Origin of the sequence: Aeromonas sp. QDB30, assembly GCF_027707645.1 — a bacterium.
Lineage (GTDB): Bacteria > Pseudomonadota > Gammaproteobacteria > Enterobacterales > Aeromonadaceae > Aeromonas > Aeromonas caviae.
This window is the reverse complement of sequence record NZ_JAPCIY010000068.1, coordinates 1-22,722: the sequence shown is the minus strand read 5'-3', so window position 1 is coordinate 22,722 and position 22,722 is coordinate 1. Positions and strand designations below refer to the sequence as shown.

22 protein-coding genes and 1 pseudogene are annotated in these 22,722 nt (G+C 62.7%); 11 read left to right on the top strand and 12 right to left on the bottom strand.

What is annotated here, in order from left to right; translation table 11 throughout:
• Positions 1-215 precede the first annotated feature (215 nt).
• The 3 genes from PG896_RS16895 to waaF all read right to left on the bottom strand — a co-directional run bounded on the left by PG896_RS16895 (position 216) and on the right by waaF (position 3,573).
• Entirely contained in the window at positions 216-1,094 is an 879-nt protein-coding gene (locus tag PG896_RS16895) for a DMT family transporter (RefSeq protein WP_053287986.1), read from the bottom strand.
• Between the two features lie 111 nt (positions 1,095-1,205).
• Complete coding sequence (waaA, locus tag PG896_RS16890; protein WP_041212004.1) at positions 1,206-2,474, bottom strand: lipid IV(A) 3-deoxy-D-manno-octulosonic acid transferase; 1,269 nt, start codon at positions 2,472-2,474, stop codon at positions 1,206-1,208.
• 1 nt (position 2,475) lies between these two features.
• Positions 2,476-3,573, bottom strand: a complete 1,098-nt coding sequence (gene waaF, locus PG896_RS16885) for a lipopolysaccharide heptosyltransferase II (protein WP_053287984.1) — start codon at positions 3,571-3,573, stop codon at positions 2,476-2,478.
• A gap of 339 nt (positions 3,574-3,912) precedes the next feature.
• Between waaF and PG896_RS16880 the strand changes: the two genes are divergently transcribed.
• Positions 3,913-4,689 (top strand): glycosyltransferase family 2 protein, encoded by a 777-nt coding sequence (locus tag PG896_RS16880; protein ID WP_010676108.1) that lies wholly within the window; start codon positions 3,913-3,915, stop codon positions 4,687-4,689.
• A gap of 338 nt (positions 4,690-5,027) precedes the next feature.
• Here the strand turns inward: PG896_RS16880 and PG896_RS16875 are convergent, their stop codons facing one another.
• Positions 5,028-6,071 (bottom strand): glycosyltransferase family 9 protein, encoded by a 1,044-nt coding sequence (locus PG896_RS16875; RefSeq protein ID WP_053287983.1) that lies wholly within the window; start codon positions 6,069-6,071, stop codon positions 5,028-5,030.
• A gap of 221 nt (positions 6,072-6,292) precedes the next feature.
• Here PG896_RS16875 and coaD point away from each other — a divergent pair, with 221 nt between their 5' ends.
• Positions 6,293-6,775 (top strand): pantetheine-phosphate adenylyltransferase, encoded by a 483-nt coding sequence (coaD, locus tag PG896_RS16870; RefSeq protein ID WP_043153322.1) that lies wholly within the window; start codon positions 6,293-6,295, stop codon positions 6,773-6,775.
• 74 nt (positions 6,776-6,849) lie between these two features.
• On the opposite strand, the gene PG896_RS16865 is transcribed toward coaD, so the two are convergent.
• From PG896_RS16865 to radC, 6 genes are all read right to left on the bottom strand, one after another.
• On the bottom strand, positions 6,850-7,722 hold the full coding sequence (locus PG896_RS16865) for a VirK/YbjX family protein (RefSeq protein ID WP_104454984.1): 873 nt from the start codon (positions 7,720-7,722) through the stop codon (positions 6,850-6,852).
• A gap of 176 nt (positions 7,723-7,898) precedes the next feature.
• Entirely contained in the window at positions 7,899-8,711 is an 813-nt protein-coding gene (gene mutM, locus PG896_RS16860) for a bifunctional DNA-formamidopyrimidine glycosylase/DNA-(apurinic or apyrimidinic site) lyase (RefSeq protein WP_010676112.1), read from the bottom strand.
• A 14-nt stretch (positions 8,712-8,725) separates the two neighbouring features.
• Entirely contained in the window at positions 8,726-9,181 is a 456-nt protein-coding gene (locus tag PG896_RS16855) for a hypothetical protein (protein WP_053287982.1), read from the bottom strand.
• Positions 9,182-9,271: 90 nt separating this feature from the next.
• Positions 9,272-9,439: a 50S ribosomal protein L33 gene (gene rpmG / locus PG896_RS16850; protein WP_005323752.1), complete on the bottom strand. Its 168-nt coding sequence runs from the start codon at positions 9,437-9,439 to the stop codon at positions 9,272-9,274.
• 11 nt (positions 9,440-9,450) lie between these two features.
• Positions 9,451-9,687, bottom strand: a complete 237-nt coding sequence (rpmB, locus tag PG896_RS16845) for a 50S ribosomal protein L28 (RefSeq protein WP_005307492.1) — start codon at positions 9,685-9,687, stop codon at positions 9,451-9,453.
• Between the two features lie 136 nt (positions 9,688-9,823).
• On the bottom strand, positions 9,824-10,498 hold the full coding sequence (gene radC / locus PG896_RS16840; protein WP_039040991.1) for a RadC family protein: 675 nt from the start codon (positions 10,496-10,498) through the stop codon (positions 9,824-9,826).
• A gap of 147 nt (positions 10,499-10,645) precedes the next feature.
• On the opposite strand from radC, the gene coaBC reads away from it, so the two are divergent.
• The 5 genes and pseudogenes from coaBC (at position 10,646) to PG896_RS16810 (ending at position 14,480) form a co-directional block, all read left to right on the top strand.
• Positions 10,646-11,848 (top strand): bifunctional phosphopantothenoylcysteine decarboxylase/phosphopantothenate--cysteine ligase CoaBC, encoded by a 1,203-nt coding sequence (gene coaBC / locus PG896_RS16835; protein ID WP_053287981.1) that lies wholly within the window; start codon positions 10,646-10,648, stop codon positions 11,846-11,848.
• 76 nt (positions 11,849-11,924) lie between these two features.
• Positions 11,925-12,383: a dUTP diphosphatase gene (dut, locus tag PG896_RS16830; RefSeq protein WP_010676116.1), complete on the top strand. Its 459-nt coding sequence runs from the start codon at positions 11,925-11,927 to the stop codon at positions 12,381-12,383.
• A gap of 70 nt (positions 12,384-12,453) precedes the next feature.
• A complete protein-coding gene (gene slmA, locus PG896_RS16825) occupies positions 12,454-13,050 on the top strand; it encodes a nucleoid occlusion factor SlmA (protein WP_005307475.1) in 597 nt (198 codons plus the stop codon).
• 225 nt (positions 13,051-13,275) lie between these two features.
• Positions 13,276-13,359, top strand: a pseudogene (locus PG896_RS16815) (nucleoid occlusion factor SlmA); the annotation flags it as partial.
• A gap of 284 nt (positions 13,360-13,643) precedes the next feature.
• On the top strand, positions 13,644-14,480 hold the full coding sequence (locus PG896_RS16810) for a mechanosensitive ion channel domain-containing protein (RefSeq protein ID WP_039040993.1): 837 nt from the start codon (positions 13,644-13,646) through the stop codon (positions 14,478-14,480).
• Between the two features lie 115 nt (positions 14,481-14,595).
• Here PG896_RS16810 and PG896_RS16805 read toward each other — a convergent pair whose 3' ends face one another.
• Complete coding sequence (locus tag PG896_RS16805) at positions 14,596-14,784, bottom strand: hypothetical protein (protein ID WP_053288183.1); 189 nt, start codon at positions 14,782-14,784, stop codon at positions 14,596-14,598.
• Between the two features lie 421 nt (positions 14,785-15,205).
• Between PG896_RS16805 and pgi the strand changes: the two genes are divergently transcribed.
• Positions 15,206-16,855: a glucose-6-phosphate isomerase gene (pgi, locus tag PG896_RS16800; protein WP_270835970.1), complete on the top strand. Its 1,650-nt coding sequence runs from the start codon at positions 15,206-15,208 to the stop codon at positions 16,853-16,855.
• A gap of 163 nt (positions 16,856-17,018) precedes the next feature.
• Here the strand turns inward: pgi and ilvC are convergent, their stop codons facing one another.
• Entirely contained in the window at positions 17,019-18,500 is a 1,482-nt protein-coding gene (ilvC, locus tag PG896_RS16795; protein WP_039041087.1) for a ketol-acid reductoisomerase, read from the bottom strand.
• A gap of 193 nt (positions 18,501-18,693) precedes the next feature.
• Here ilvC and ilvY point away from each other — a divergent pair, with 193 nt between their 5' ends.
• The 3 genes from ilvY to PG896_RS16780 all read left to right on the top strand — a co-directional run bounded on the left by ilvY (position 18,694) and on the right by PG896_RS16780 (position 22,550).
• Entirely contained in the window at positions 18,694-19,587 is an 894-nt protein-coding gene (ilvY, locus tag PG896_RS16790) for an HTH-type transcriptional activator IlvY (RefSeq protein ID WP_048209637.1), read from the top strand.
• Positions 19,588-19,694: 107 nt separating this feature from the next.
• Entirely contained in the window at positions 19,695-19,886 is a 192-nt protein-coding gene (locus PG896_RS16785; protein WP_010676124.1) for a hypothetical protein, read from the top strand.
• 90 nt (positions 19,887-19,976) lie between these two features.
• Positions 19,977-22,550: a bifunctional acetate--CoA ligase family protein/GNAT family N-acetyltransferase gene (locus tag PG896_RS16780; protein ID WP_053287979.1), complete on the top strand. Its 2,574-nt coding sequence runs from the start codon at positions 19,977-19,979 to the stop codon at positions 22,548-22,550.
• The last annotated feature ends 172 nt before the right edge of the window (positions 22,551-22,722 follow it).

Genomic DNA, 22,722 nt, shown 5'->3' with positions numbered 1-22,722 from the left:
ATGGATTTAGGGACTCAGAATACTTTTTTCTGAAAATCAAGGCGGCCTTCCCCGGAAAGCCGCGATGAACCTTTTTTATGCTCGTTTCCCGCAGCGCTCAGCCGCTTGACTGATGGCAACCCCTAGCAAAGGGAGCCCGACATGTACCATCACGCAAAGAGGGTCTGCCATGCAGACCCTCTCCTTCTTTTCTATGCATCCCCCACCCGCGCAGGCTAGACCGGTGACTTCAGCCTTCGGCTGCGCAGCAGCAGGGGAAGCTGGTAGAGCACCAGGGCGCCCAGCACCAGGCCGGCGCCGGCCAGCTTGGCGGAGCCCAGGGGTTCGTCATAGAAGAGGGTGCTCAGGATAAGAGTCCAGACCGGTTCGAGCAGCATCAGCAGGGCGGCGTGGGCCGTGGTCATCCGGCTCAGGGCGTGGGTGAGCAGCCAGTAGCGCAATGTGGTGGCGATCAGGACGCTGGCCGCAAACCAGCCCCAGATACCAGTGCCGATGCTGGCGGGCCACTGCTCGGTCAGCAGGGAGAGCAGGGTGCCGAGCAGTCCGGTCACCGCCAACTGGATGCAGGTGAGCCAGGTAGGGGGGATGGACTGGGCGAAATGGCGGTGCACCGCGAGCTGGACCCCCAGGGTGGCGGCCGCCGCCAGAAACCAGAACAGGGAGAGCGACACACCCCAGTGGGTGCTGCTGGAGAGCAACAGCAGACCCGCGACGGCCACGGGCAGAGTCAACCAGTAGTGGCGGCCGGGTCTGGCCTTGAAGGCGGCCCAGGCGGCGAGCGGCGCCATCAGGGTGGCCACGCTCATGATGAAGGCGCCGCTGCCGAGCGCATCGCTCTGGCTGATGGCGGTAACCCAGAACAGCAGGCTGGCCCCGAGCAAGGTGCCGCACCCGGCGGCACGCAGCAGTTGTGAGCCACTGGGGGGCGGCTCGCGCAACCAGGCGAGCGGCAACAGCAGCAGGGCGGCCAGCAGGAAGCGGCTGCCGATAAAGGCGGCGGTGGGCAGTTCACGAATCGCCTCTTTCGAGAAGAGCCAGCCAGCGGCGGCCAGCAGGGTGACCAGTATCATCAACAGCAGGGGAGCGCGGTTCATCGGAGCATCACAGGGTCAGGGGCAAAGGGCAGAGCATAAAGGAAAGAGGCGCGGATTGTCTCCCGGGGTTTGGCAGACATGCTGGCGGGGCGGCCACCACGCCGCCCCGCCTCAGTCGTCACTTTCCAGGCTGGCGAGGCAATGGGAGAGGGTGCGCGCCAGCGCCCCCTGATTGCGCAGCACCACGGCGCGGGCCTGCTCCCCCATCTCGCGGCGAGCAGGGGCATCGCCGAGCAGGGTACTCACCCGGTGGCCGAGCGCCTCGGCGTCCGCCACCACGGCCGCGCCACCCTGGGCCACCAGCTGGCGGGTGATGTCGCTGAAGTTGAAATAGACGGGGCCGGTCAAGCAGGGTTTGCCCAGCGCCGCCGGTTCCAGCAGGTTGTGACCGCCCACGGGCACCAGGCTGCCACCGACAAAGGCGAGATCCGCCGCCGCCAGCATCAGTGGCAGCTCGCCCATGGTGTCACCCAGGTAGATCTTGTCGCTCTCGCCGACCGCACTGCCCGCCGTACGCCGCACGCAACCGTAGGGGGCGCACAGCTCGGCCACCCGATCGAAACGCTCGGGATGGCGCGGCACCAGGATCAGCAGGGCGAAGGGATGGACCTTGAGTACCCGATCGAAGGCGGCCAGCACCTGCTCGTCTTCCCCCTGGTGGGTACTGGCGGCGATCCAGACAGGTCGTGCCTCCCCCAGCTGCTGGCGCAGGGCACGGCCCCTGGCCTGTACCTCGTCGCCAAACTGGATGTCGAACTTGATGGAGCCGGTCACCGCCAGTCGGTTGCGCCCTATCCCCAGCCGATGGAAGCGATCCGCATCGTCCTGATGCTGGCACAGCAGGTGGGTCAGCGGGCGGTTCAGGGCATCGAAGGCGCCCTGGAAGCGACCATAGCGCTGACAGGATCGCTCCGAGAGGCGGGCATTGAGGATGGTCACCGGCAGGTGGCGTGCCTCGCAGGCCGCCAGCCAGTTCGGCCACAGCTCGGTCTCCATCACCCAGAGGGCGCGGGGTTTGACGGTGCTCAGAAACGCCGAGACGGCCCAGGGGTAGTCGAGAGGCGCATAACGGTGCACCACCAGATCCCCGAGCTTGGCAGCCTGTTCGGCGCCGGTGCGGGTGGTGGTGGTGAGCAGGATGGGCAGCTCGGGGCGCTCGGCCTTGAGGGCGCGGATGAAGGGGGTGATAGCCAGGGTCTCCCCCACGCTCACCGCATGGATCCAGAGGGGAGCCTCCTGTCCGGTCGGCGGCAATTGTCCCAGATGCTCGGCCCAGCGCGCCCCGAAGCCGGGCTTGCCTTTTTTGGGCTTGTAGAGCGCCAGCAGCGCCAGGGGCAACCCCAGGTGGATCAGCAGGTTGTAGAGCAACCGGTAGATCATGCTAGCTATTACCTGGTTCAGCAGCGGAGGATTCCACCGGCTGCAGCACTATGGTCAGATCTGCCGTTTCCCCACGCTCCAGCCGATTTCCCGCCTCGATGACCTGTTCCGGCATCAGCTCGATCAGGCACTTGAGGTGGCCGAACTTGCAGGTGCGCTTGAAGCAGGGGCGGCACTCGATGTCGGTGTGGACGATCTCGACCCTGTCCGCCAGCGGTGGGGTATAGAGGGGCGAGGTGGAGCCGTAGACGCCGATCAGCGGCCGGTTGAGGGCGGCCGCCACGTGCATCAGGCCCGAGTCGTTGGCGATGACCCGACCGGCCAGCGCCATCAGATCGATCGCCTCGTGCAGGCTGGTCTTGCCCGCCAGCACGTGGCAGTTGGGGCGCGACAGGGGGTTGATCCGATCGCGGATGGTGTTGGCCACGTCCACGTCCTTGCCCGAGCCGAAGATCCACACCTGCCACCCCTCGTCGAGGTGCTTTTGCGCCACCACGGCGTAGTGCCCTTCCGGCCAGCGTTTGGCCGGGCCGAACTCGGCCCCCGGACAGAGCACCAGCACGGGGCGAGCACGATTCAGGCCGAGCCGCTCCAGCGCCTTGCCCTGGTTGATGAGATCCACGTGCAGGGAGGGATGGGGAATAGCGGGAATGTCGTCCCGACTCTTCATCTGCCCCTTGGGATAGGCCAGAGCCACATATCCTTCCACCATCAGCGGAAAGGCCTGCTTGTTGCTGCGCATGTCGTTGAGCAGACCGAAGCGGTGCTCCCCCTTCCAGCCGGTGCGCACCGGGATCCTGGCAAACCAGGGGATGAGGGCCGACTTCATGGAATTGGGCTGGATGATGGCCTGATCGTACTGCTCGGCGGCCAGCTGCTTGCCAAGGCGGCGGCGTGCCCCCAGCTTGAAGTCACCGTGGCCAAGCGGCATGGGGATGGCCTTGTCCACCTCGGGCATGCGCTCCAGCAGCGCAACGCACCAGGCCGGCGCCATCACATGGAGCTCGCTGCCCGGGTGGTTGCTCTTGAGCGCCTTGTAGAGGCTCTGGGACATCACCATGTCGCCGACCCAGGAGGGGCCGATCACCAATATCTTCATCGCGCGTCTTCTCTCGGGACTGGCCCGGCTGTTGATCGTTACTGGGCGAGATTATGCCCCAAGAAAGGCCGAAGAAATAACAGAAGATACCCGTCTGCTCCCGCAAAATGCCTCCCTGGCAGGATCTGCTCCCCCGCGCATCCCTCCTGAGGCCCTCTTCGACCCGGACACGGCGTGCCCTGGGCCACCGACTGCCGGGTAGCAGAGATCTCCCTTCCCCCGCATTCAAAAGCGGGCCCACCGGGCCCTCGGGTCATGCCCCGCGCGGGGTTTTAGGCTAGAATGGGCGCCAATCCGAGCATGACCCGCCCGCCGGGCACCAACAAGAGTCCCTTGCCTGTGAAAAAACCGACCCTGGCGGCCGTCCTGATCGTCAAGAACGAAGCCGACAACCTCCGTGCCTGCCTCGCCTCCCTCGAAGGCCTGGCGGATGAAATCGTCATTCTCGACTCCGGCAGTCAGGATGACACCCCGGCCATCGCCGCCGAATTTGGCGCCCGCTTCTTCGTCAACACCACCTGGCCCGGTTTCGGCCGTCAGCGCCGCCTCGCCCAGTCCCATGTCCAGTCGGAGTGGGTGCTGTGGCTGGACGCGGACGAGCGGCTCACCCCCGAACTCAGGGAAGCCATCCAGGGGGTCATGGCCAACCCGGCCAGCGACACCATCTACTCCATCCCGCGCCTCTCCTGGGTGTTCGGTCGCTTCATCCGCCACAGCGGCTGGTACCCGGATCGGGTGCTGCGCCTCTACCCCAAGGCGCTGACCGGCTACAACGAAGCGCTGGTACACGAGAAGGTGGAGGTGCGCGCCAACATGAAGATCGTCAACCTGCAGGGCGACCTCCTCCACTACACCTACCGGGATCTGGAACACTACCTGGTCAAATCCGCCGGCTATGCCCGCGCATGGGCCGATCAGCGCACCGCCCGCGGCAAGAAGGGATCCCTCGGCCAGGGGCTGGTCCACGCCGTCGGCTGCTTCCTCAAGATGTACCTGCTCAAGGCCGGTTTCCTCGACGGCAAGCAGGGCCTGCTGCTGGCCATCCTCTCCGCCCACTCCACCTTCGTCAAATACGCCGATCTCTGGGTTCGCCAGCAGCCCCAGCAGCCGAAATAGGGCATCGCCCCACAGATCTCATTCATGACTCACCCCTTGTTCCAGCGAGACGAGGGGCAAACCCCATGGCCAGGGATCGGCGCAGCCCTCGCGGGGCCGCTCACGGCGCAAACCCGGGCGCCACGGACGAAAACTGGCCGCTATAAGCCGAATGCATGGATATTGGCAACATGACCCGACTCCGGCTTATACCGACAGGTTTCCCCTGCCCGGGGCCCGGGCCGGCCCGTCAAGGGGGCTGTCGGGGACCACGTCCGGTAGGCTGGCCTGCCAGTAAGGCGCATCCCCATACAAGACAGGGCCCTGCGGGGCCCTGTCTGTATGTTCTGTGTGCGCTCTCAGCGCTCGGCGCACCAGAAGGGCTGCGCCCAGCGGGCGATCTCTGCCGCCATCGCCTTGGGATCGAGCTGGCTCATGTCCTCCGGGTGGTCGCTGTCTTCCGGCGGGCTGAAGGACAGATGGCGCCCCTCGCCGTTGAGCGGCCGCCAGCGCAGCGGCGTTGCCGAACGGTGTGCCGGGAAGAAGCCGACGGTCGGCACGTCCATGGCCGCAGCGATGTGCAGGGGCCCCGTGCTGCCCGCCACGAACAGGGCGGCGTTGGCCATCACCTGGCAGAACTTCGGCAGCCCCTCGTCGGAGCGATAGATCCAGCCGTTGCCCCCATGGGCCAGCAGTTCGGCCGCCAACTGCTCCGCCTTCCCCTCCTCCCCCGGCCCTGCCGTCAACACGCACTGCAACTCGGGACAGGCCTGGTTGAGCTTGATGATGAGGCGCGAGTACTGCTCGATGGAGAGGTTGTTGGCCGAGCCGCCGCTGCCCGCATGCACCATCAGCCAGGGGCGGCTGGCGTCGAGCCTGAGACGGGCGGCGACCTGCTCGCGCACCTGCAGCAGGCTCTCGGGGTCGAAGCCGAGGTAGGGTCCTTGTGGCTCCACCACGGTCTGATGCTGATCGGCGAGGAAGCGGCGCACCAGATCCAGGTTGTATTCGTACTCCGGCTTCTGGGAGCGGGAGCGGCGCTGCACCAGGCGCTGGTTGTAGAGCACCTGGGCCAGCTTGGTGGCCGGGGCCAGCCGGTAGGGAATGTGCGCCTTCCACACCAGCTTGGCATTGCGGGTGTTGGAGAAGAGGCAGATGGAGGCATCGAAGGCGGCCGCCTTGATGCGCGCCAGCAGGGCGCGTTGCTGCTCCTTGTCGGCCCGGGCACCCGGATCCAGGATGATCTCGTCGATCCAGGGGCAGAGGCGGGCCAAGGGCGCCGTGTAGGCGGGAACCAGGGCAGTCACATGACACTCCATGGAGCGCTTGAGCATGGCAAAGCTCGGCCACGCCAGCATGAAGTCACCAATCTTGTCATTGCGGACTACCAGAATACGTTTCATAAAAAATCCCTATGCTCCCTGTCACCAGCGAAGGAGGCTTGATGCGCGATGCGGGTATTCTTGCCTGATGCAGGGCGATTCTCAAGCGAAGACGCCACGGGGCTCCGATTTGTGCGACCCCGGCCGCCGATCAGCGCCCGAAATCCGCGCCATCCCGGTCGCGACAAACCGGCAACAGCCCCTATAATGCGACCAGTTTTCCGGTTTCAGGAATCAGCAGCATGACCAACAAGGTAATCTATCCCGGCACCTTCGATCCCATCACCAACGGCCATACCGATCTCATTGGCCGCGCCGCCAGACTGTTCGACGAGGTGGTGGTCGGAGTGGCCAACAGCCCGAGCAAACGGCCGCTGTTCGATCTCGAGGAGCGCGTTCAGCTGGCCAGGCAGGTGACGGCTCACCTGCCCAACGTCAAGGTGGTGGGCTTCTCCGGCCTGCTGGTGGATTTTGCCAGGGAGCAGCAGGCCAACGTGCTGATCCGCGGCCTGCGCGCCGTCTCCGACTTCGAATACGAGTTCCAGCTCGCCAACATGAACCGTCGCCTGATGCCCACCCTGGAGAGCGTCTTCCTCACCCCGGCGGAGGAGAACTCCTTCATCTCCTCCACCCTGGTGAAGGAGGTGGCGCTGCACGGAGGTGACATCCACCAATTCGTCGACCCCCTGGTGGCTCAGGCCATTGCCGCCAAGCAGCAGCGCTAATCCCCTCCCCTGATGGGCAGAAACGAACAAGGGCTACCCGCGGGTAGCCCTGGTTGCATCAACGCACTGCACGCCTAGCTGTGGGCAAACTGCTGGCGGATCGCCAGCTCCAGCTGATCGAGCCACTCGTAACGGCGCCGGTACATGGCCCGCTTCTTGGAGGCGATCTCCTCCAGCGGCTTGCGCACAACGGGTTGCAGCCGCACGAAGTTGGCGTCCTGATCGAGGGCGCCAAACTCCTGCCACAGCTCGTCGTAGTCCGCCTGCAGGCAGGCTTTCTTCTTCTTGCTGTACCGTCTTGCCTGGAAGATGTGGGCCTCCATGCGCACCGCACAGACCCGGTGGGCGCCCATGGCCCCGGCCAGCGCCATCACCAGCATCACCACCAGCGACTTGGGTCTCAGACCCTGACCCGCCCGGGTCAATGCCCGCACCTGCTCCTGGGGCTGCTCGACACAGGGCTCTGGCCCCTGCACCGACCCGATCACCAGGGCCAACTCCTGTTCGTTGCCCGCCAGGGAGAAGGCACAGCTGTAGAGTCGCTCCCCCCGCGCGTTGACGATGGAGAGCGCCAGCTCCGCCTCCCGGCGGAAGGTGCCGTCGTGACGCAGCACGATGCGCCAGCCGCCATCGGGATAATGGCCCAGCACTATCCCCTCCCCCAGATAGAGCGGGTCGATGAGCTCGGGGTACAGGCCCAGCAGCAGGCGGTAGTGATCCTCCACCATCTTGACCCGCTGGTTCACCGTCGAGCAGGCGAAGCGATAGGGGCGCATCGGCTTGTCGAGCAGCTCGGGGTGGCGGGCGGGAAGCGCCCGCAGGGGGGCGCTCTGGAACAGCTCGAACACCCGGTTCAACTGCGCACGGTAGAGCAGACTGCGCAGCAAAAACTTGCCGCGATTGAAGGTCTTGCGGGCGCTGTCTTCGGGATAGAGGAAGCGGGCCATATCGTGGGCACAATAGTGCCCCTGCCGGGATAAATGTTCCCAGTCTATTGATTTAGCTGTCATTTTATTACCTCGCAGCCTGAACTGGCGAGATAGTAGTCATGGGCTGACGCCGCTTCAACAGACCGGAAATACTCTCTTACAACTTGGCCGGTTCCGGCTCAAAAATCCCACTTTCAGCGTTGGCAGTGGGAGCAGAACACCGTGGTTCGCTGGCCCATCTTCACTTCGGTGAGCAGGGTGTGGCAGTGGAAACAGGGCTGGCCGCCACGGCCGTAAACCTGCAGCTGCTGCACGAAATAGCCCGGCTTGCCGTCGGCGCTGGTGAAATCCTTGAGGGTGGTGCCTCCCTGGCGAATGGCTTCGGCCAGCACCCGCTTGATCTCGCTCACCAGGGTGCCCAGCCGCTCGGCGCTGATGTTGCCCGCCGCCCGCCTTGGATGAATGCCGGCGGCATAGAGCGCCTCGTTGGCGTAGATGTTGCCCACCCCGACCACCACGTGGTTGTCCATCAGGAACTGCTTGATGGCGGTGCTGCGCCCCTTCGCCCTCTCCCGCAGGTAATCGGCATGGAAGGCATCGGTGAGGGGTTCCGGCCCCAGCTTGGCGAGCAGGGCATGGGCCTCGGCCGGTTCGCGGGTCCACAGCAGGGCGCCAAAACGGCGCGGATCGTTGAGCCGCAGCAGCTTGCCGTTGGCCAGCTCGATATCCACGTGATCGTGCTTCTCGGCCGGGGTGCCGATGTCCAGCACCCGCAGGCTGCCGGACATCCCGAGATGGAGGATGGCGGTGCCGAAGTCGGTCTCCAGCAACAGGTATTTGGCGCGGCGGCTGACCCGGTGGATGACGAGATCCACCAGCTCCTGGATCTCGCCGGGCACGGGCCAGCGCAAGCGGCCGTCCCGCACCACCACGCGGGTCACCTTGATGCCGGTAAGCCAGGGGGAGATGCCCTGGCGGCTGACTTCGACTTCCGGTAATTCAGGCATGGGCGATCTCTCGTTCAGGGAATGGGACGCATCAGGTCACGGTATTGCGCCTGACTCAGGCTGAGCCAGGTCGAGGAGGGCAGCAGAGCGGCAAACTTGCCGTCGTCCTGATAGAGCCCGACTTCCACCGGATCGCTCTGTCCGGCGATCCAGATCTTGAGGGTCACCGGGGTGCCGCGCACGGGCTCGCCGGGGGGCAGCAGCCAGCCTTGCCACATCTCGATGCGGGCCGCCAGCTGGGCGCTGCCAAGCCCCAGATCCGGCACGCTGCGCCAGCCCTGGCCGATACGCTCTATCTGCCAGCTCGGCCCCTGCCAGGTCAGCACCACGGTGCTCTCCGGCAACAGCGGACGCACGCGTTTGGCACTGTTCTCCTGCTGGGCCTGCTCCAGTCGGTGCAACAGGGTAATGACGATCAACACGACCACGATGATCACGTTGTTCCAGCCTTTGCGGCTCAGTTTGAACATGGCTAGCCTCCCTTCGAATCGGCAGTGTACTGAATTCCAGCCATAAAAAAACCCGGCACGAGGCCGGGTTTTTGCAGCGAAACCAAGTAATTACTTGATTTTGCCTTCTTTGTAGATCACATGCTGACGAATCACGGGATCAAATTTCTTGATCTCCATTTTTTCGGGCATGGTGCGCTTGTTCTTGGTAGTGGTATAGAAGTGACCAGTACCGGCGCTGGAGTTCAGGCGAATCTTATCGCGAATACCTTTAGCCATGATCTAATTCCTTATACCTTAACGCCGCTGGCACGCAGTTCAGCCAGAACCACTTCAACGCCGCGCTTGTCGATGATACGCATGCCTTTTGCGGATACGCGCAGGCTCACGAAGCGTTTTTCACTCTCAACCCAGAAACGGTGAGTGTGCAGGTTCGGCAGGAAACGACGCTTGGTAGCGTTGTTAGCGTGCGAACGGTTGTTACCAACTGCCGGGCGCTTGCCGGTTACTTGGCATACTCTAGACATGTCAGTCTCTCCAAATCTTACTTCATTGCTCGAGCAAATATCTGCCCCGCTGGCCTTCGATTGCGGGGCAAACAGAAGGCGGCATTTTATACAGCATCCGTGATCAAAGATCAACTAATACAGTGCCAGAGCCCAGTCACAACCAACCACGCTCTGCGAAAGAAACCGTGATGCCATCACCGATCACCAGGTGATCAAGCACTCTGATATCGACCAGGGCCAGGGCGGCCAGGATCCGATCCGTGATCTGGCGGTCCGCCCGACTGGGCTCGGCCACGCCGGACGGGTGATTATGCGCCAGAATCACGGCGGCTGCATTATGTTTGAGCGCGATCTGCACGATTTCTCTGGGCCAGACGCTCGCCGAGTCGAGGGTGCCGTAAAAAAGTTCGACAAACCGGATGACCCTGTGCTGGTTGTCGAGCAGCAGCAGGGCGAACACCTCCCTCCCCCGATCCCGCAACTGGGCTTGCAGAAAGTCACGGGTAAGCCCGGGCGAGGTGAGCGCCTCTCCCCGTTGCAACTGTTCGGCCAGATGGCGCCGCCCCATCTCCAGTACCGCCTGCAACTGGGCATACTTGGCAGGTCCCAGCCCGTGAGCGCCACAAAAATCCTGCTGCTCGGCTCCCAGCAGTGCCCGCAGGGAACCAAACTGCTGCAACAACTGGCGGGAGAGATCCACCGCACTCAACCCACTGACCCCGGTGCGCAAGAAGATGGCCAGCAGTTCGGCATCGGAGAGCGTCGCCGCCCCTCGGCGCAGCAGCTTTTCCCTCGGGCGCTCCTCTTCCGGCCACTCCTTGATGCTCATTTGTCTCTCCCTCATGGCTATTGAGAGAAAACATAGCAAAGAATCCCGCGAGCCCGACCACAACTCCCCCATGTCAGCCTCTGTCGCCACCCATTGCCTGTGCTATCTTAGCCGACCAGTCAGAGTGAGCCGGAAGAGAAGCAGCAGATGAGATTGGCCGATAAACGCATCCTGTTGGGTGTCAGTGGCGGGATCGCCGCCTACAAGAGTGCCGAACTGGTACGTCGCCTGAAAGATCAGGGGGCCGAGGTGCGAGTGGTGATGACCCGCTCCGCCAAGGAGTTCATCACCCCGCTGACCCTGCAAGCCGTCTCAGGCCACCCGGTGGCCGACAGTCTGCTGGACCCGGCTGCCGAGGCGGGCATGGGCCACATCGAGCTGGCCAAGTGGGCCGATCTGGTGCTGATCGCCCCCGCCAGCGCCAACCTGATGGCCCGCATGGCCGCCGGCATGGCGGACGAGCTGCTCACCACCCTCTGCCTTGCCACCCCGGCGACTATCGCCCTGGCGCCAGCCATGAACCAGCAGATGTACCGCAACGCCGCCACCCAGGCCAACCTCCAGACCCTCGCCGAGCGCGGCATTCAGCTGTGGGGGCCGGATTCCGGCAGCCAGGCCTGCGGCGACGTGGGCCCGGGCCGGATGCTGGATCCCCTGGAACTGGTGGAACGCTGCTGCCAGCAGCTCGCCGCCGAACCGCTCCTGGCAGGCGTCAGGCTGCTGCTCACCGCCGGGCCGACCCGCGAGGCGCTCGATCCGGTGCGCTATATCAGCAACCACAGCTCCGGCAAGATGGGCTACGCCATCGCCCGCGCCGCGCGCGAAGCGGGCGCGGAGGTGACCCTGGTGAGCGGCCCGGTGGCACTGACCACCCCGGCCGGCGTTACCCGCATCGATGTGGAGAGTGCCCTGCAGATGCACGAAGCAGTGATGAGCCGGGTCGGTGAGTGCGACCTCTTTATCGGCTGCGCTGCCGTCGCCGACTACCGTCCCGCCCAGGTGGCCGAGCAAAAGATCAAGAAGACCAGCGACAACGACCAGATGCAGCTGACCCTGGTCAAAAACCCCGACATCATCGCCGATGTGGGGGCGTTGTCAGACAAACCCTTCACCGTCGGATTTGCCGCCGAAACCGTGGATGTGGAACAATACGCCCTCGACAAACTTCGACGTAAGCGGCTGGACATGATCGCCGCCAACGATGTGTCCCGTGCAGGCCAGGGCTTCAATGCCGATGACAACGCCCTGACCGTCTTCTGGCAAGGGGGTCAAGCCGCCCTGCCCCTGGCCGATAAGCTGACGCTCGCCCGTCATCTTGTCGCCCTGATTGCACGCCATTATCGACCCTGAGCCCATTGAACATGCCGGGAGCCCCAGGCTCCTGCAGTACCACCCGATCGCCAGGCGATCCAATTGAAAAAGATTCATGACGACACAAATTGAACTGAAAATCCTGGATGCCCGCATCGGCACCGACTTCCCGCTGCCCGCCTACGCCACACCGGGCTCCGCTGGCATGGACTTGCGCGCCCTGCTGGATGCCCCGCTGACCCTGGCCCCGGGCGACACCACGCTGGTGCCGACCGGGCTGGCCATTCACATCCAGGATCCGGGTCTGTGCGCCACCATCCTGCCCCGCTCCGGCCTCGGCCATAAGCACGGCATCGTGCTGGGCAACCTGGTCGGCCTCATCGACTCCGACTACCAGGGTCAGTTGATGGTCTCGGTCTGGAACCGTGGCAACGACAGCTTCACCATGCAGCCTGGCGAGCGCATCGCCCAGCTGGTGATCCTGCCGGTGGTACAGGCCAGCTTCCAGCTGGTCGACGAATTCAATCAGAGTGAACGGGGTGAAGGCGGGTTTGGTTCTTCTGGTCGCCAATAACAAGACCACACGGCCCCCTGGGGCACGTGCCAAATAATAGAATCAAGCCATTGTTTTTTTAGGGGAATCCATGGCAAGCAGTAACCAGAAACAGAGTCGGCGCGATCAGATCCTGCAGGCACTCGCCCACATGCTGGAAACCAGCCCGGGCCAGCGCATCACCACGGCACGCCTCGCGGCCGAGGTGGGCGTGTCCGAGGCGGCCCTCTACCGGCATTTTCCCAGCAAGGCGAGGATGTTCGAGGGGCTGATCGACTTTATCGAGGATTCCCTGCTGTCACGGGTCAACCTGATCATGGCCGAAGAGAAGGACACCATGTCCCGCTGCCATCACATACTGCAGCTGCTGCTGGTGTTCGCCGAGCGCAACCCCGGCATCACCCGCATTCTCAATGGCGATGCCCTGCTGGGCGAACACGATCGGCTGCGTGATCGCATCAGCATCCTGTTCGACAAGCTGGAGACCCAGATCAAGCAGGTACTGCGCGAGAAACGGCTGCGGGAAGGCCAGGGCTTCCAGCTCGACGAGACCATGCTGGCCAACCTGCTGCTGGCCTATACCGAGGGCCGCATCAGCCAGTTCGTCCGCTCGGAGTTCAAAATCAAGCCCACCGCCGGGTTTGAAGATCAGTGGCAGTTTATCCGCAGCCAGCTGCTGCAAAGCTGAGCCAGCAGACCGCATCAACCAATGCACGTCCNNNNGGGCTTTGAAGATCAGTGGCAGTTTATCCGCAGCCAGCTGCTGCAAAGCTGAGCCAGCAGACCGCATCAACCAATGCACGTCTGCTCCGAGCTCACAATCAAACCCACCGCCGGGTTTGAAGATCAGTGGCAGTTCATCCGCAGCCAGCAGCTGCAAAGCTGAGCCAGCAGACCGCATCCACCAATGCACGTCCGCTCCGAGTTCAAAATCAAGCCCACTGCCGGGTTTGAAGATCAGTGGCAGTTTATCCGCAGCCAGCTGCTGCAAAGCTGAGCCAGCAGACCGCATCAACCAATGCACGTCTGCTCCGAGCTCAAAATCAAACCCACTGCCGGGTTTGAAGATCAGTGGCAGTTTATCCGCAGCCAGCTGCTGCAAAGCTGAGTGCGTACATTCGATGCGCTCCTGCGCCAGCAGGGTTGTGACAAAACGGGAGGCCTTGGCCTCCCTTGCTTTTTGTGGCACAAAAGAAGAGACAAGCACCAGATGCGACCCAGCTTGTCGCGCTCAAGTGTTACATTCATCTGCCATAAATCTTCACACCAACAGGACATCCTATGGAACCCGAGATCATTACCGAAGCACAGACCTGGCTGACCAACAACCAGGGGCTGATCATCGAGTATGCGGTCAACATCGCCGCCGCCCTGATCACCCTGCTGGTCGGTTACATTGCAGCCAACCTTCTCAGCGGTGGCGTGGTCAAGGTGATGCAGACCCGCAAGCTGGACACCACCGTTACCCACTTCGTCGGCAGCATCCTCAAATACACCATCCTGGTGTTCGTGGTGATCGCCGCCCTGGGCCGGGTCGGGGTGCAGACCGCCTCCTTCGTCGCCATTATCGGTGCCGCCGGTCTGGCCATCGGTCTGGCGCTGCAGGGCTCTCTCTCCAACTTTGCCGCCGGTTTCCTGCTCATCATCTTCCGCCCCATCAAGGCAGGGGAATTTATCGAGGTGGCAGGCACCAATGGCGTGGTGCAATCGGTCCAGCTCTTCACCACCACCCTCACCTCGGGTGACAACAAGATGGTGGTAGTGCCCAACTCCGCCATCCTCAACGGCACCATCGTCAACTACTCGCGCATGGATACCCGCCGCGTCGACATGACCTTCGGCATCGGCTACGGCTCGGATCTCCGCAAGGCCAAACAGATCCTGGAGCGGCTGGTGAGCGAAGAGCCCCGCATCCTGAAGGAGCCGGCAGCCACCATTGCCGTTGCCGCGCTGGCCGACTCCTCAGTCAACATCGTGGTGCGTCCCTGGGTCAAGACCGGTGATTACTGGGGTGTCTGGTTCGACTTCCACGAGAAGGTGAAGCTCACCTTCGACGCCGAGGGCATTGAGATCCCCTTCCCCCAGCGTGTGGTTCACATGCAGAAGACGGCGGATTGATCCTCGGTGTACGTTCTCCAGTGCCAGCCTTCGGGCTGGCACTGTCGTTTCTGCCTTCTGTGACATGAAAAAACCGGCCACAGGCCGGTCTTGCGCACCAGGTCGCACCGCGTTCTCACCCCAGCCGGCGTGCAACCCGGTTGAGCAGGGGCTGCATCAGCACATAGCCCCCCAGCACGGCTCCGATCACCACCATCACGCGGATCTCCAGCGTCGGCGCCGCATTGGCCAGCGTCAGGGTCAGCAAGCCGATGAGGCCGGTGGCGATCAGGCTCAGGGCAAACAGGGATAACAGGGCTTTCATCTCGATCTCCTCATTCCACACCATTGATTCCATACCTTGGCCATCCCTGGGAGATCTCGTCCATTCGGCTCATATGGTAGCCAGCGTCTGTTGCCCGCCATTTGCGTCTGCTCAAAAAACCGTCCGATGAGCGTCTGTTGAATACCCTTTTATCTGTCACGCCAGCTTTCCAGAGCCACGGCCGTGCTCCCCTTGAAATGAAAGCCTTTTCAACCCGAACAAGCATGCGCGAACGCAAGATCCCGGGGTACTGGGTGACTCATAATCGCACTGTTTTGGTTGTACACTCCCTCGTTGCAGACAATTGGTAATGCTCTGTTACACGGGGCGCACGGAGTGCCCGGTATAATGCTCGCATAATAAGGTTTGGCGGGAGCCTTGCCTGCAAGGTTCAAACACAACTTGGAAGACTGATAATCCTATGAAAAATATCAATCCAACCCGGACCCAGGCCTGGCAGGCACTGGAAGCCCATTTTGCAGCCAACAAGGAGATGCGTCTCAAGGATCTGTTCGCACAGGATCCCAAGCGTTTTGACAAGTTCTCCCTCACCTTCGGTGGCGACATCCTGGTCGACTACTCCAAGAACCTGATCACCGAAGAGACCCTCAAGCTGCTGGTGAACCTGGCTGGCGAGACCGATCTGCGCAGCGCCATCGACGCCATGTTCAACGGCGACAAGATCAACATGACCGAAGGGCGCGCCGTACTGCACACCGCCCTGCGCAACCGCTCCGACCGTCCCATCGAGGTTGACGGCAAGGACGTGATGCCGGAAGTGAACGCCGTACTGGCCAAGATGAAGGGCTTCTGCGAGAAGGTCATCGGTGGCGAGTGGAAGGGCTATACCGGCAAGGCCATCCAGCACGTGGTCAACATCGGCATTGGTGGCTCCGATCTGGGCCCCGTCATGATCACCGAGGCCCTGCGCCCCTACAAGAATCACCTGGAGATGCACTTCGTCTCCAACGTCGACGGCACCCACATCGCCGAGACGCTCAAGAAGATCGATCCGGAAACCACCCTGTTCCTGGTGGCCTCAAAGACCTTCACCACCCAGGAGACCATGACCAACGCCCTGACCGCCCGCGACTGGTTCCTCGGTCACGCCGGTGACAAGGCTCACGTGGCCAAGCACTTCGCCGCCCTGTCTACCAACGGCAAGGCCGTGGCCGAGTTCGGCATCGACACCGACAACATGTTCGAGTTCTGGGACTGGGTCGGCGGCCGTTACTCCTCCTGGTCCGCCATCGGCATGCCCATCGCCCTCTCCCTCGGCTTCGAGCACTTCGAGGCCCTGCTGCAAGGCGCCTTCGAGATGGACATGCACTTCGCCACTGCCGCCTATGAGCAGAACGTGCCCGTACTGCTGGCCCTGATCGGCCTGTGGTACAACAACTTCCATGGTGCCGAGTCCGAAGCCATCCTGCCGTACGATCAGTACATGCATCGCTTCCCTGCCTACTTCCAGCAAGGCAACATGGAGTCCAACGGCAAGTACGTGGATCGCGACGGCCATCCGGTTGACTACCAGACCGGTCCCATCATCTGGGGTGAGCCGGGCACCAACGGCCAGCACGCCTTCTACCAGCTGATCCATCAGGGCACCAAGCTGATCCCCTGCGACTTCCTGGCGCCGGCCATCAGCCATAACCCCATCGGTGACCACCATCCGAAGCTCCTGGCCAACTTCTTCGCCCAGACCGAAGCCCTGGCCTTCGGCAAGAGCAAGGAAGCGGTGGAGGCCGAGTTCCTGGCCGCCGGCAAGACGCTGGAGCAAGTCAAGGATCTGGTGCCGTTCAAGGTGTTCGAAGGCAACCGCCCGACCAACTCCATCCTGTTCAAGCAGCTGACCCCGAAAACCCTCGGCTCCCTGATCGCCATGTACGAGCACAAGATCTTCGTACAGGGCGCAATCTGGAACATCTTCTCCTTCGACCAGTGGGGTGTGGAGCTGGGCAAACAGCTGGCCAACAAGATCCTGCCGGAGCTGGGCACCGATGAGGCCGTCACCAGCCACGACGGCTCCACCAACGGCCTGATCAACACCTGGAAAGCCTGGAAGGTCTGATTGCTCCCGCCCTCCAGAATGCAAAAGCCCCGCTCGATGAGCGGGGCTTTTTTATAGGCTTCAATCTGTCTGTTTGCATCATCCGGACGACAGGCCAGGTGTCTAAGCCAGCCAGTAACGGGGATCGTCATCCCCGCCCCTTCCGATGCCGCTCAGCGAAGGCTTAACCGCCGACGGCAATACGCTTCATGTCCTTCATGTAACCACGCAGGGTCTGGCCGATCTTCTCGATCGGGTGGTTGCGGGTCGCTTCGTTGGCAGCCAGCAAGGCCAGGTTGTCCACCGCCTTGCTCTCGGCACGGGCACTGCCCAGGTCCCCTGCTTGCAGAGTCGGCATGAAGTGCTCGCGCAGCAGCGGCACGGCGGCGTTGGCGAACAGGTAGTTGCCGTACTCCGCGGTATCGGAGATGACCACGTTCATTTCGTACAGACGCTTGCGGGCGACGGTGTTGGCGATCAGCGGCAACTCGTGCAGAGACTCGTAGTAGGCGGACTCTTCATAGATGCCGGAGGCCACCATGGTTTCGAACGCCAGCTCGACACCCGCCTTGACCATGGCCACCATGACCACGCCATTGTCGAAGTACTCCTGCTCGGCGATCTTGCCGGCATAGGCAGGGGCATTCTCGAAGGCGGACTTGCCGGTCTCTTCGCGCCAGCCGAACAGCTTGGCATCGTCTTCGGCCCAGTCAGCCATCATGCCGCGGGAGAACTCGCCGGCGATGATGTCATCCATGTGCTTCTCGAACAGCGGACGCATCAGGGTGCGCAGTTGCTCGGAGAGCTCGAAGGCACGCAGCTTGGCCGGGTTGGAGAGACGGTCCATCATCAAGCTGATGCCGCCCTGCTTCAGGGCCTCGGTGATGGTCTCCCAGCCGAACTGGATCAGCTTGCCGGCATAGGCCGGGTCGGTGCCCTCGGCAACCAGCTTGTCGTAGCAGAGCAGGGAACCGGCCTGCAGCATGCCGCACAGAATGGTCTGCTCGCCCATCAGGTCGGATTTCACTTCCGCGACGAAGGAAGATTCCAGCACGCCGGCACGGTCGCCACCGGTAGCAGAGGCCCACGCCTTGGCGATGGCCATGCCCTCACCCTGGGGATCGTTCTCCGGGTGGACGGCGATCAGGGTCGGTACGCCGAAGCCGCGCTTGTACTCTTCACGCACTTCGGTACCCGGGCACTTGGGCGCCACCATCACGACGGTGATGTCGGAACGGATCTGCTGACCCTCTTCCACCACGTTGAAGCCGTGGGAGTAGCCCAGAGCGGCGCCCTGCTTCATCAGCGGCATCACGGTTTTGACGACGTCGGAGTGCTGCTTGTCCGGAGTCAGGTTCAGCACCAGATCGGCGGTCGGGATCAGCTCTTCATAGGTACCGACCACGAAGCCGTTGTCGGTGGCCTTCTGCCAGGAGGCGCGCTTCTCGGTGATGGCGGCCTTGCGCAGGGCGTAGGAGATGTCCAGCCCGGAGTCGCGCATGTTCAGACCCTGGTTCAGGCCCTGGGCGCCACAGCCCACAATCACCACCTTCTTGCCCTTCAGCACGTTGCAGCCGTCCGCGAACTCTTCGCGCTGCATGAAACGACACTTGCCCAGCTGGGCCAACTGCTGACGCAGGTTCAAGGTGTTGAAATAGTTAGCCATGGTGATTGCTCCGTTCGATTGATTCCATGCCGGATAGCGGCGTTGTCGAAACCACTATAGCGCGGGACACTTATTGCCTGAACTGATATATTCGAAACAGTACGTTGCAGGAATTGAAATGTGATTTCCCGCAATCTCCCGCCGCCGAGCCATCGTGCTACAGGGCGCCTGACAACGCCGCAGGAATAAAAAGATGGACCTTCGCAATCTCGAACTGTTTCTCCACCTCGCCGACTCCCTCCACTTCGGCAAAAGCGCCGATGCCATGGCGGTCAGCCCCTCCACCCTGAGCCGCGCCATCCAGCGACTGGAGCAGGAGACCGGCTGCGTGCTGTTCGAGCGGGACAACCGCTCGGTGCGGCTCACCCCTGCTGGTGACAAGCTGCGGGAGTTTGGCGGTGCCTTGCTGCAGGAGTGGCGCCAACTCAAACAGGAGCTCAAGCGCAGCGACGAGCCGCTGCAAGGGCGGTTGCGGGTCTTCTGTTCGGTCACCGCCAGCTACTTTCTGTTGCCCGAAGTACTGGAGCGCTTTCGCCGCCGTTATCCCCAGCTGGAGATCAAGCTGGAGACCGGCGACCCGGCACTGGCAGTGGACAAGATCCTGGCTGACGAAGCCGATCTCGCCATCGCAGCGAGGCCGGATGCGCTCTCGTCCAAGCTGGAATTCGCCAGCCTGCAACAAGTCCCTCTGGTGTTCATCGCCCCCCGCAATGCCCCCCAGCAGGGTCAGTGGTTCCCCCTGGGTGAACCTGACTGGGAGCGCCTGCCGCTGATCCTCTCCGAACAGGGGCTGGCCCGAAAGCGCTGTGATCAATGGTTTCGCAACAAGGGGATAGCTCCCAACATCTATGCAGAAGTGGCGGGCAACGAGGGCATCGTCGCCATGGTGGCCCTCGGCTTCGGTGTGGGTGTCGTGCCTGCCGCCGTCATCGATCACAGCCCCATGGGGGACAAGGTGCGTGTGGTCGAGCCCAAACCGGCGCTCAAGGCGTTCGACGTCGGCATCGCCGTGCTCAAGAAGCGGCTGGAAGAGCCGCTGATCCGCGCCTTCTGGGACACCGCACGCGGCCAGGGAGGCCTTCGCTGATCCGGCAGGCGTCAGAGCCACAGTGAGTGTCAAATGTATCAGTATGAAAGTGGGGGAGAAGAGGGGACACTGGCCGGCACCATCCAGCCACCATCAAGGAATAGAGCGTGAGCCAGCATCTTGTCGAAATCCGCAGTGCCATCCTGTTCGCAGAATATCTGCAAAGCCTCGGGGTCCAGCGCCATGAACTCGATCGGGAGCAGGAGATCTATCTCCAGGACAGGCACCTCGCCACGGTGCAATGCATTCAGGGGGAGCTGCGCTTTTATCTGCGCGCCAGCGCACTGGCCAGATCGTGATCCGCAATCGGTCACAGTACCCGCACGCAAAGCGTATTAGACTGGCACCATCCGTCCCCCTCGCCCCGGGGGCCACCACGAGGAGTGCCCATGAAACAAAGCGGCCTGGATCGGCTCTTCAAACCTCACTCGATCGCCGTCATCGGCGCCTCCAGTGATCCGCAGAAAGCAGGCCATGTGGTCATCCGGCACCTGCTGGCGGGTCAGTTCCAGGGCCCTATACTACCCGTAGCCCCCCGCAGCCAGGCCATCGCTGGCGTGCTCGCCTATCCGGACATAGAGAGCCTTCCCCTCTCCCCCGATCTCGCCATCGTCTGTACCCGGCGCGAACGGGTACTGCCGCTCATCGAGGAGCTCGGCAAGAAAGGAACCGGAGCCGCCATCATACTGGCCGCCCAGTTCTCCACTGACGAGCGCCTGCGGCTCAAGCATCTGTGCCAGCAATACGGCATCCGGCTGCTCGGCCCCAACAGCATGGGCATGCTGCTCCCCGGGCAGGGTATCAACGCCAGCTTTTCCCCCATTGCAGCGACTCCGGGACAGGTGGCGTTTCTCTCCCAGTCGGCAGCGGTCAGCACCACCATCCTGGATTGGGCCAAGCAGCGCGAAATCGGCTTCTCGGCCTTCATCTCCCTGGGCGATCATTGCGACATCGACTTTGGCCAACTGCTGGATCAGCTCTCCCGGGACGGGACGACCCGCGCCATCCTGATCTACATGGACAAGCTGCACGATGCCAGGCACTTTCTCTCCGCCGCCCGTGCCGCCTCGCGCAACAAACCCATCCTGATCCTCAAGAGCGGTCGGCACGACCCGGCCAACGGTCTCGACAATGTCTATGATGCCGCCATCCGCCGGGCTGGCATGCTGCGCGTCCGGGATACCCACGAACTGTTTGCCACTGTCGAGACCCTGAGCCACTCCCTGACCCTCAAGGGGGAGCGGCTCGCCATCCTCTCCAACGGGCGCGGCCTCGCCAACATGGCCGCAGACGTACTGCTGTCTCGGGGAGGCAAGCTGGCGATGCCACCCCTCGACATCGGCAGCGATGCAGATATCGAGGCCTACAAGAGTGCACTCGAGACGCTGCTCCAAGGGGACGGTGCCGATGCCATCCTGCTGATCCATGCACCGTCCCTCACCGCCCGAGGCGTCACCCTCGCCAGCAGCCTGATCGACTTCATCAAGCAGCATCCCAGGGCCAGACGATTCAACATCCTGACCAACTGGGCAGGCGAATACTCCGCCCAGGAGGGGAGACGCCTGTTCAACGAGGCGGGCATCCCGACCTATCGCACCCCGGAAAGCGCCGTCACGGCCTTCATGCACATGGTGGAATATCGCCGCAACCAGAAGCAGTTGATGGAAACCCCGGCCTCCCTGCAGGGCGACAGGCTCGATGTCGAGCGCTGCCAGCAGCTCCTTGGGCAAGCGCTGGACCGCCAGCAGCGGGTACTGGATACCCATCTGGCCCACCCCATCTTGCAGGCAGCCGGGCTATCCACCCTCGCGACCTGGATCGTTTCCGATGCCATCGAGGCCGCACTGACTGCAGAACAGATTGGCTACCCCGTAGCGGTGAAGCTGCGATCTCCCGACATCGCCCACAAATCCGATGTACACGGTGTCATGCTGAACCTGCGCACCTCGGCGGAAGTCGCCCAAGCGGCGGATGCCATTCTGGACAGGGTACGTCAGCACGACCCTGGCGCCCGCATAGAAGGGCTTCTAGTACAACGCATGGCACGCCGCAGCGGGGGTCTGGAGCTGCGGATCCGTTTGCAGCAGGATCCGGTTTTCGGTCCCGTCATCCTGCTCGGGGAGTCGGGTGTCGAGCCCCGCGAGATGGTCGCGGCCCTTCCTCCCCTCAACCAGGCACTGGCTCGCTACCAGATCATTGGTGCCTTCAAGGATGGCAAGATCCGCGAGCAGGCCAGTCCAGTACGGCTCGATATCGACGCCCTCGGCCAGGTGCTGTGCCAGCTCTCCGAGCTGCTGCTGGCCTTCCCCGAGATACAAGAACTGGATCTGCACCCGCTGCAGGCCTGTGGTGAAGAGATGGTGATCCTGGATGCCCGGCTCGTCCTGGCAGAGCGAGGACAACAAGTGCTGCCACTGGCCATTCGCCCCTATCCCACCGAGCTGGAAGAGGGTGCCTGGCTGAAAGATCAGAGTCATGTACTGCTGCGCCCCATCCGCCCCGAAGACGAGCCGGCCCACAAGCAGTTCGTGCGGCAGGTGTCTGATGAAGACAGGTACAAACGCTTTTTCGCCGACGTGGGGGAGCTGGGGCATGAGGAGCTGGCCCGCATGACCCAGATCGATTATGACCGGGAAATGGCCTTCGTCGCCGTGGGTCAGGACGGCCCTTTCAGCCAGCAGATCCTGGGAGTGGTGCGAGCCATTGCCAGCCCGGATCAATCGGATGCGGAGTTTGCCATCCTGGTCCGCTCAGACTTGAAAGGGCTCGGACTCGGCAAGTTGATGATGGAAAAGATCGTGCGCTACGCCAGAGAGCGTGGCATAGGCCAGCTCTCTGGCATGACCATGCCCAGCAATCGCGGCATGATCAATCTGGCCAAACGGCTCGGTTTCAAGATCGATATTCAGCTGGAAGACGGGATAGTCAACATGGAGCTTCCCTGCGCTGATCAGGTTGTATAACGATGCAATCGTGGTGGTAAATCAACCAGATATGGATGGATAACGTGAATTTCAGGCAATAAAAAACCCCGCTCAGATGAGCGGGGTTTCTCGTGTTGGGTGCCTGGCAGTGTCCTACTCTCGCATGGCGAATGCCACACTACCATCGGCGCTACAGCGTTTCACTTCTGAG

What these genes read in the sequence shown, in the direction of transcription:
- coaBC (WP_053287981.1), top strand. Translation starts at nt 10,646, where the DNA reads ATGAGATTGGCCGATAAACGCATCCTGTTGGGTGTCAGTGGCGGGATC.
- pgi (WP_270835970.1), top strand. Translation starts at nt 15,206, where the DNA reads ATGAAAAATATCAATCCAACCCGGACCCAGGCCTGGCAGGCACTGGAA.
- ilvY (WP_048209637.1), top strand. Translation starts at nt 18,694, where the DNA reads ATGGACCTTCGCAATCTCGAACTGTTTCTCCACCTCGCCGACTCCCTC.
- PG896_RS16810 (WP_039040993.1), top strand. Translation starts at nt 13,644, where the DNA reads ATGGAACCCGAGATCATTACCGAAGCACAGACCTGGCTGACCAACAAC.
- PG896_RS16855 (WP_053287982.1), bottom strand. Translation starts at nt 9,181, where the DNA reads ATGTTCAAACTGAGCCGCAAAGGCTGGAACAACGTGATCATCGTGGTC.
- dut (WP_010676116.1), top strand. Translation starts at nt 11,925, where the DNA reads ATGACGACACAAATTGAACTGAAAATCCTGGATGCCCGCATCGGCACC.
- coaD (WP_043153322.1), top strand. Translation starts at nt 6,293, where the DNA reads ATGACCAACAAGGTAATCTATCCCGGCACCTTCGATCCCATCACCAAC.
- radC (WP_039040991.1), bottom strand. Translation starts at nt 10,498, where the DNA reads ATGAGCATCAAGGAGTGGCCGGAAGAGGAGCGCCCGAGGGAAAAGCTG.
- PG896_RS16895 (WP_053287986.1), bottom strand. Translation starts at nt 1,094, where the DNA reads ATGAACCGCGCTCCCCTGCTGTTGATGATACTGGTCACCCTGCTGGCC.
- PG896_RS16875 (WP_053287983.1), bottom strand. Translation starts at nt 6,071, where the DNA reads ATGAAACGTATTCTGGTAGTCCGCAATGACAAGATTGGTGACTTCATG.
- slmA (WP_005307475.1), top strand. Translation starts at nt 12,454, where the DNA reads ATGGCAAGCAGTAACCAGAAACAGAGTCGGCGCGATCAGATCCTGCAG.
- rpmG (WP_005323752.1), bottom strand. Translation starts at nt 9,439, where the DNA reads ATGGCTAAAGGTATTCGCGATAAGATTCGCCTGAACTCCAGCGCCGGT.
- PG896_RS16805 (WP_053288183.1), bottom strand. Translation starts at nt 14,784, where the DNA reads ATGAAAGCCCTGTTATCCCTGTTTGCCCTGAGCCTGATCGCCACCGGC.
- mutM (WP_010676112.1), bottom strand. Translation starts at nt 8,711, where the DNA reads ATGCCTGAATTACCGGAAGTCGAAGTCAGCCGCCAGGGCATCTCCCCC.
- PG896_RS16780 (WP_053287979.1), top strand. Translation starts at nt 19,977, where the DNA reads ATGAAACAAAGCGGCCTGGATCGGCTCTTCAAACCTCACTCGATCGCC.
- waaF (WP_053287984.1), bottom strand. Translation starts at nt 3,573, where the DNA reads ATGAAGATATTGGTGATCGGCCCCTCCTGGGTCGGCGACATGGTGATG.
- PG896_RS16865 (WP_104454984.1), bottom strand. Translation starts at nt 7,722, where the DNA reads ATGGCCCGCTTCCTCTATCCCGAAGACAGCGCCCGCAAGACCTTCAAT.
- ilvC (WP_039041087.1), bottom strand. Translation starts at nt 18,500, where the DNA reads ATGGCTAACTATTTCAACACCTTGAACCTGCGTCAGCAGTTGGCCCAG.
- waaA (WP_041212004.1), bottom strand. Translation starts at nt 2,474, where the DNA reads ATGATCTACCGGTTGCTCTACAACCTGCTGATCCACCTGGGGTTGCCC.
- rpmB (WP_005307492.1), bottom strand. Translation starts at nt 9,687, where the DNA reads ATGTCTAGAGTATGCCAAGTAACCGGCAAGCGCCCGGCAGTTGGTAAC.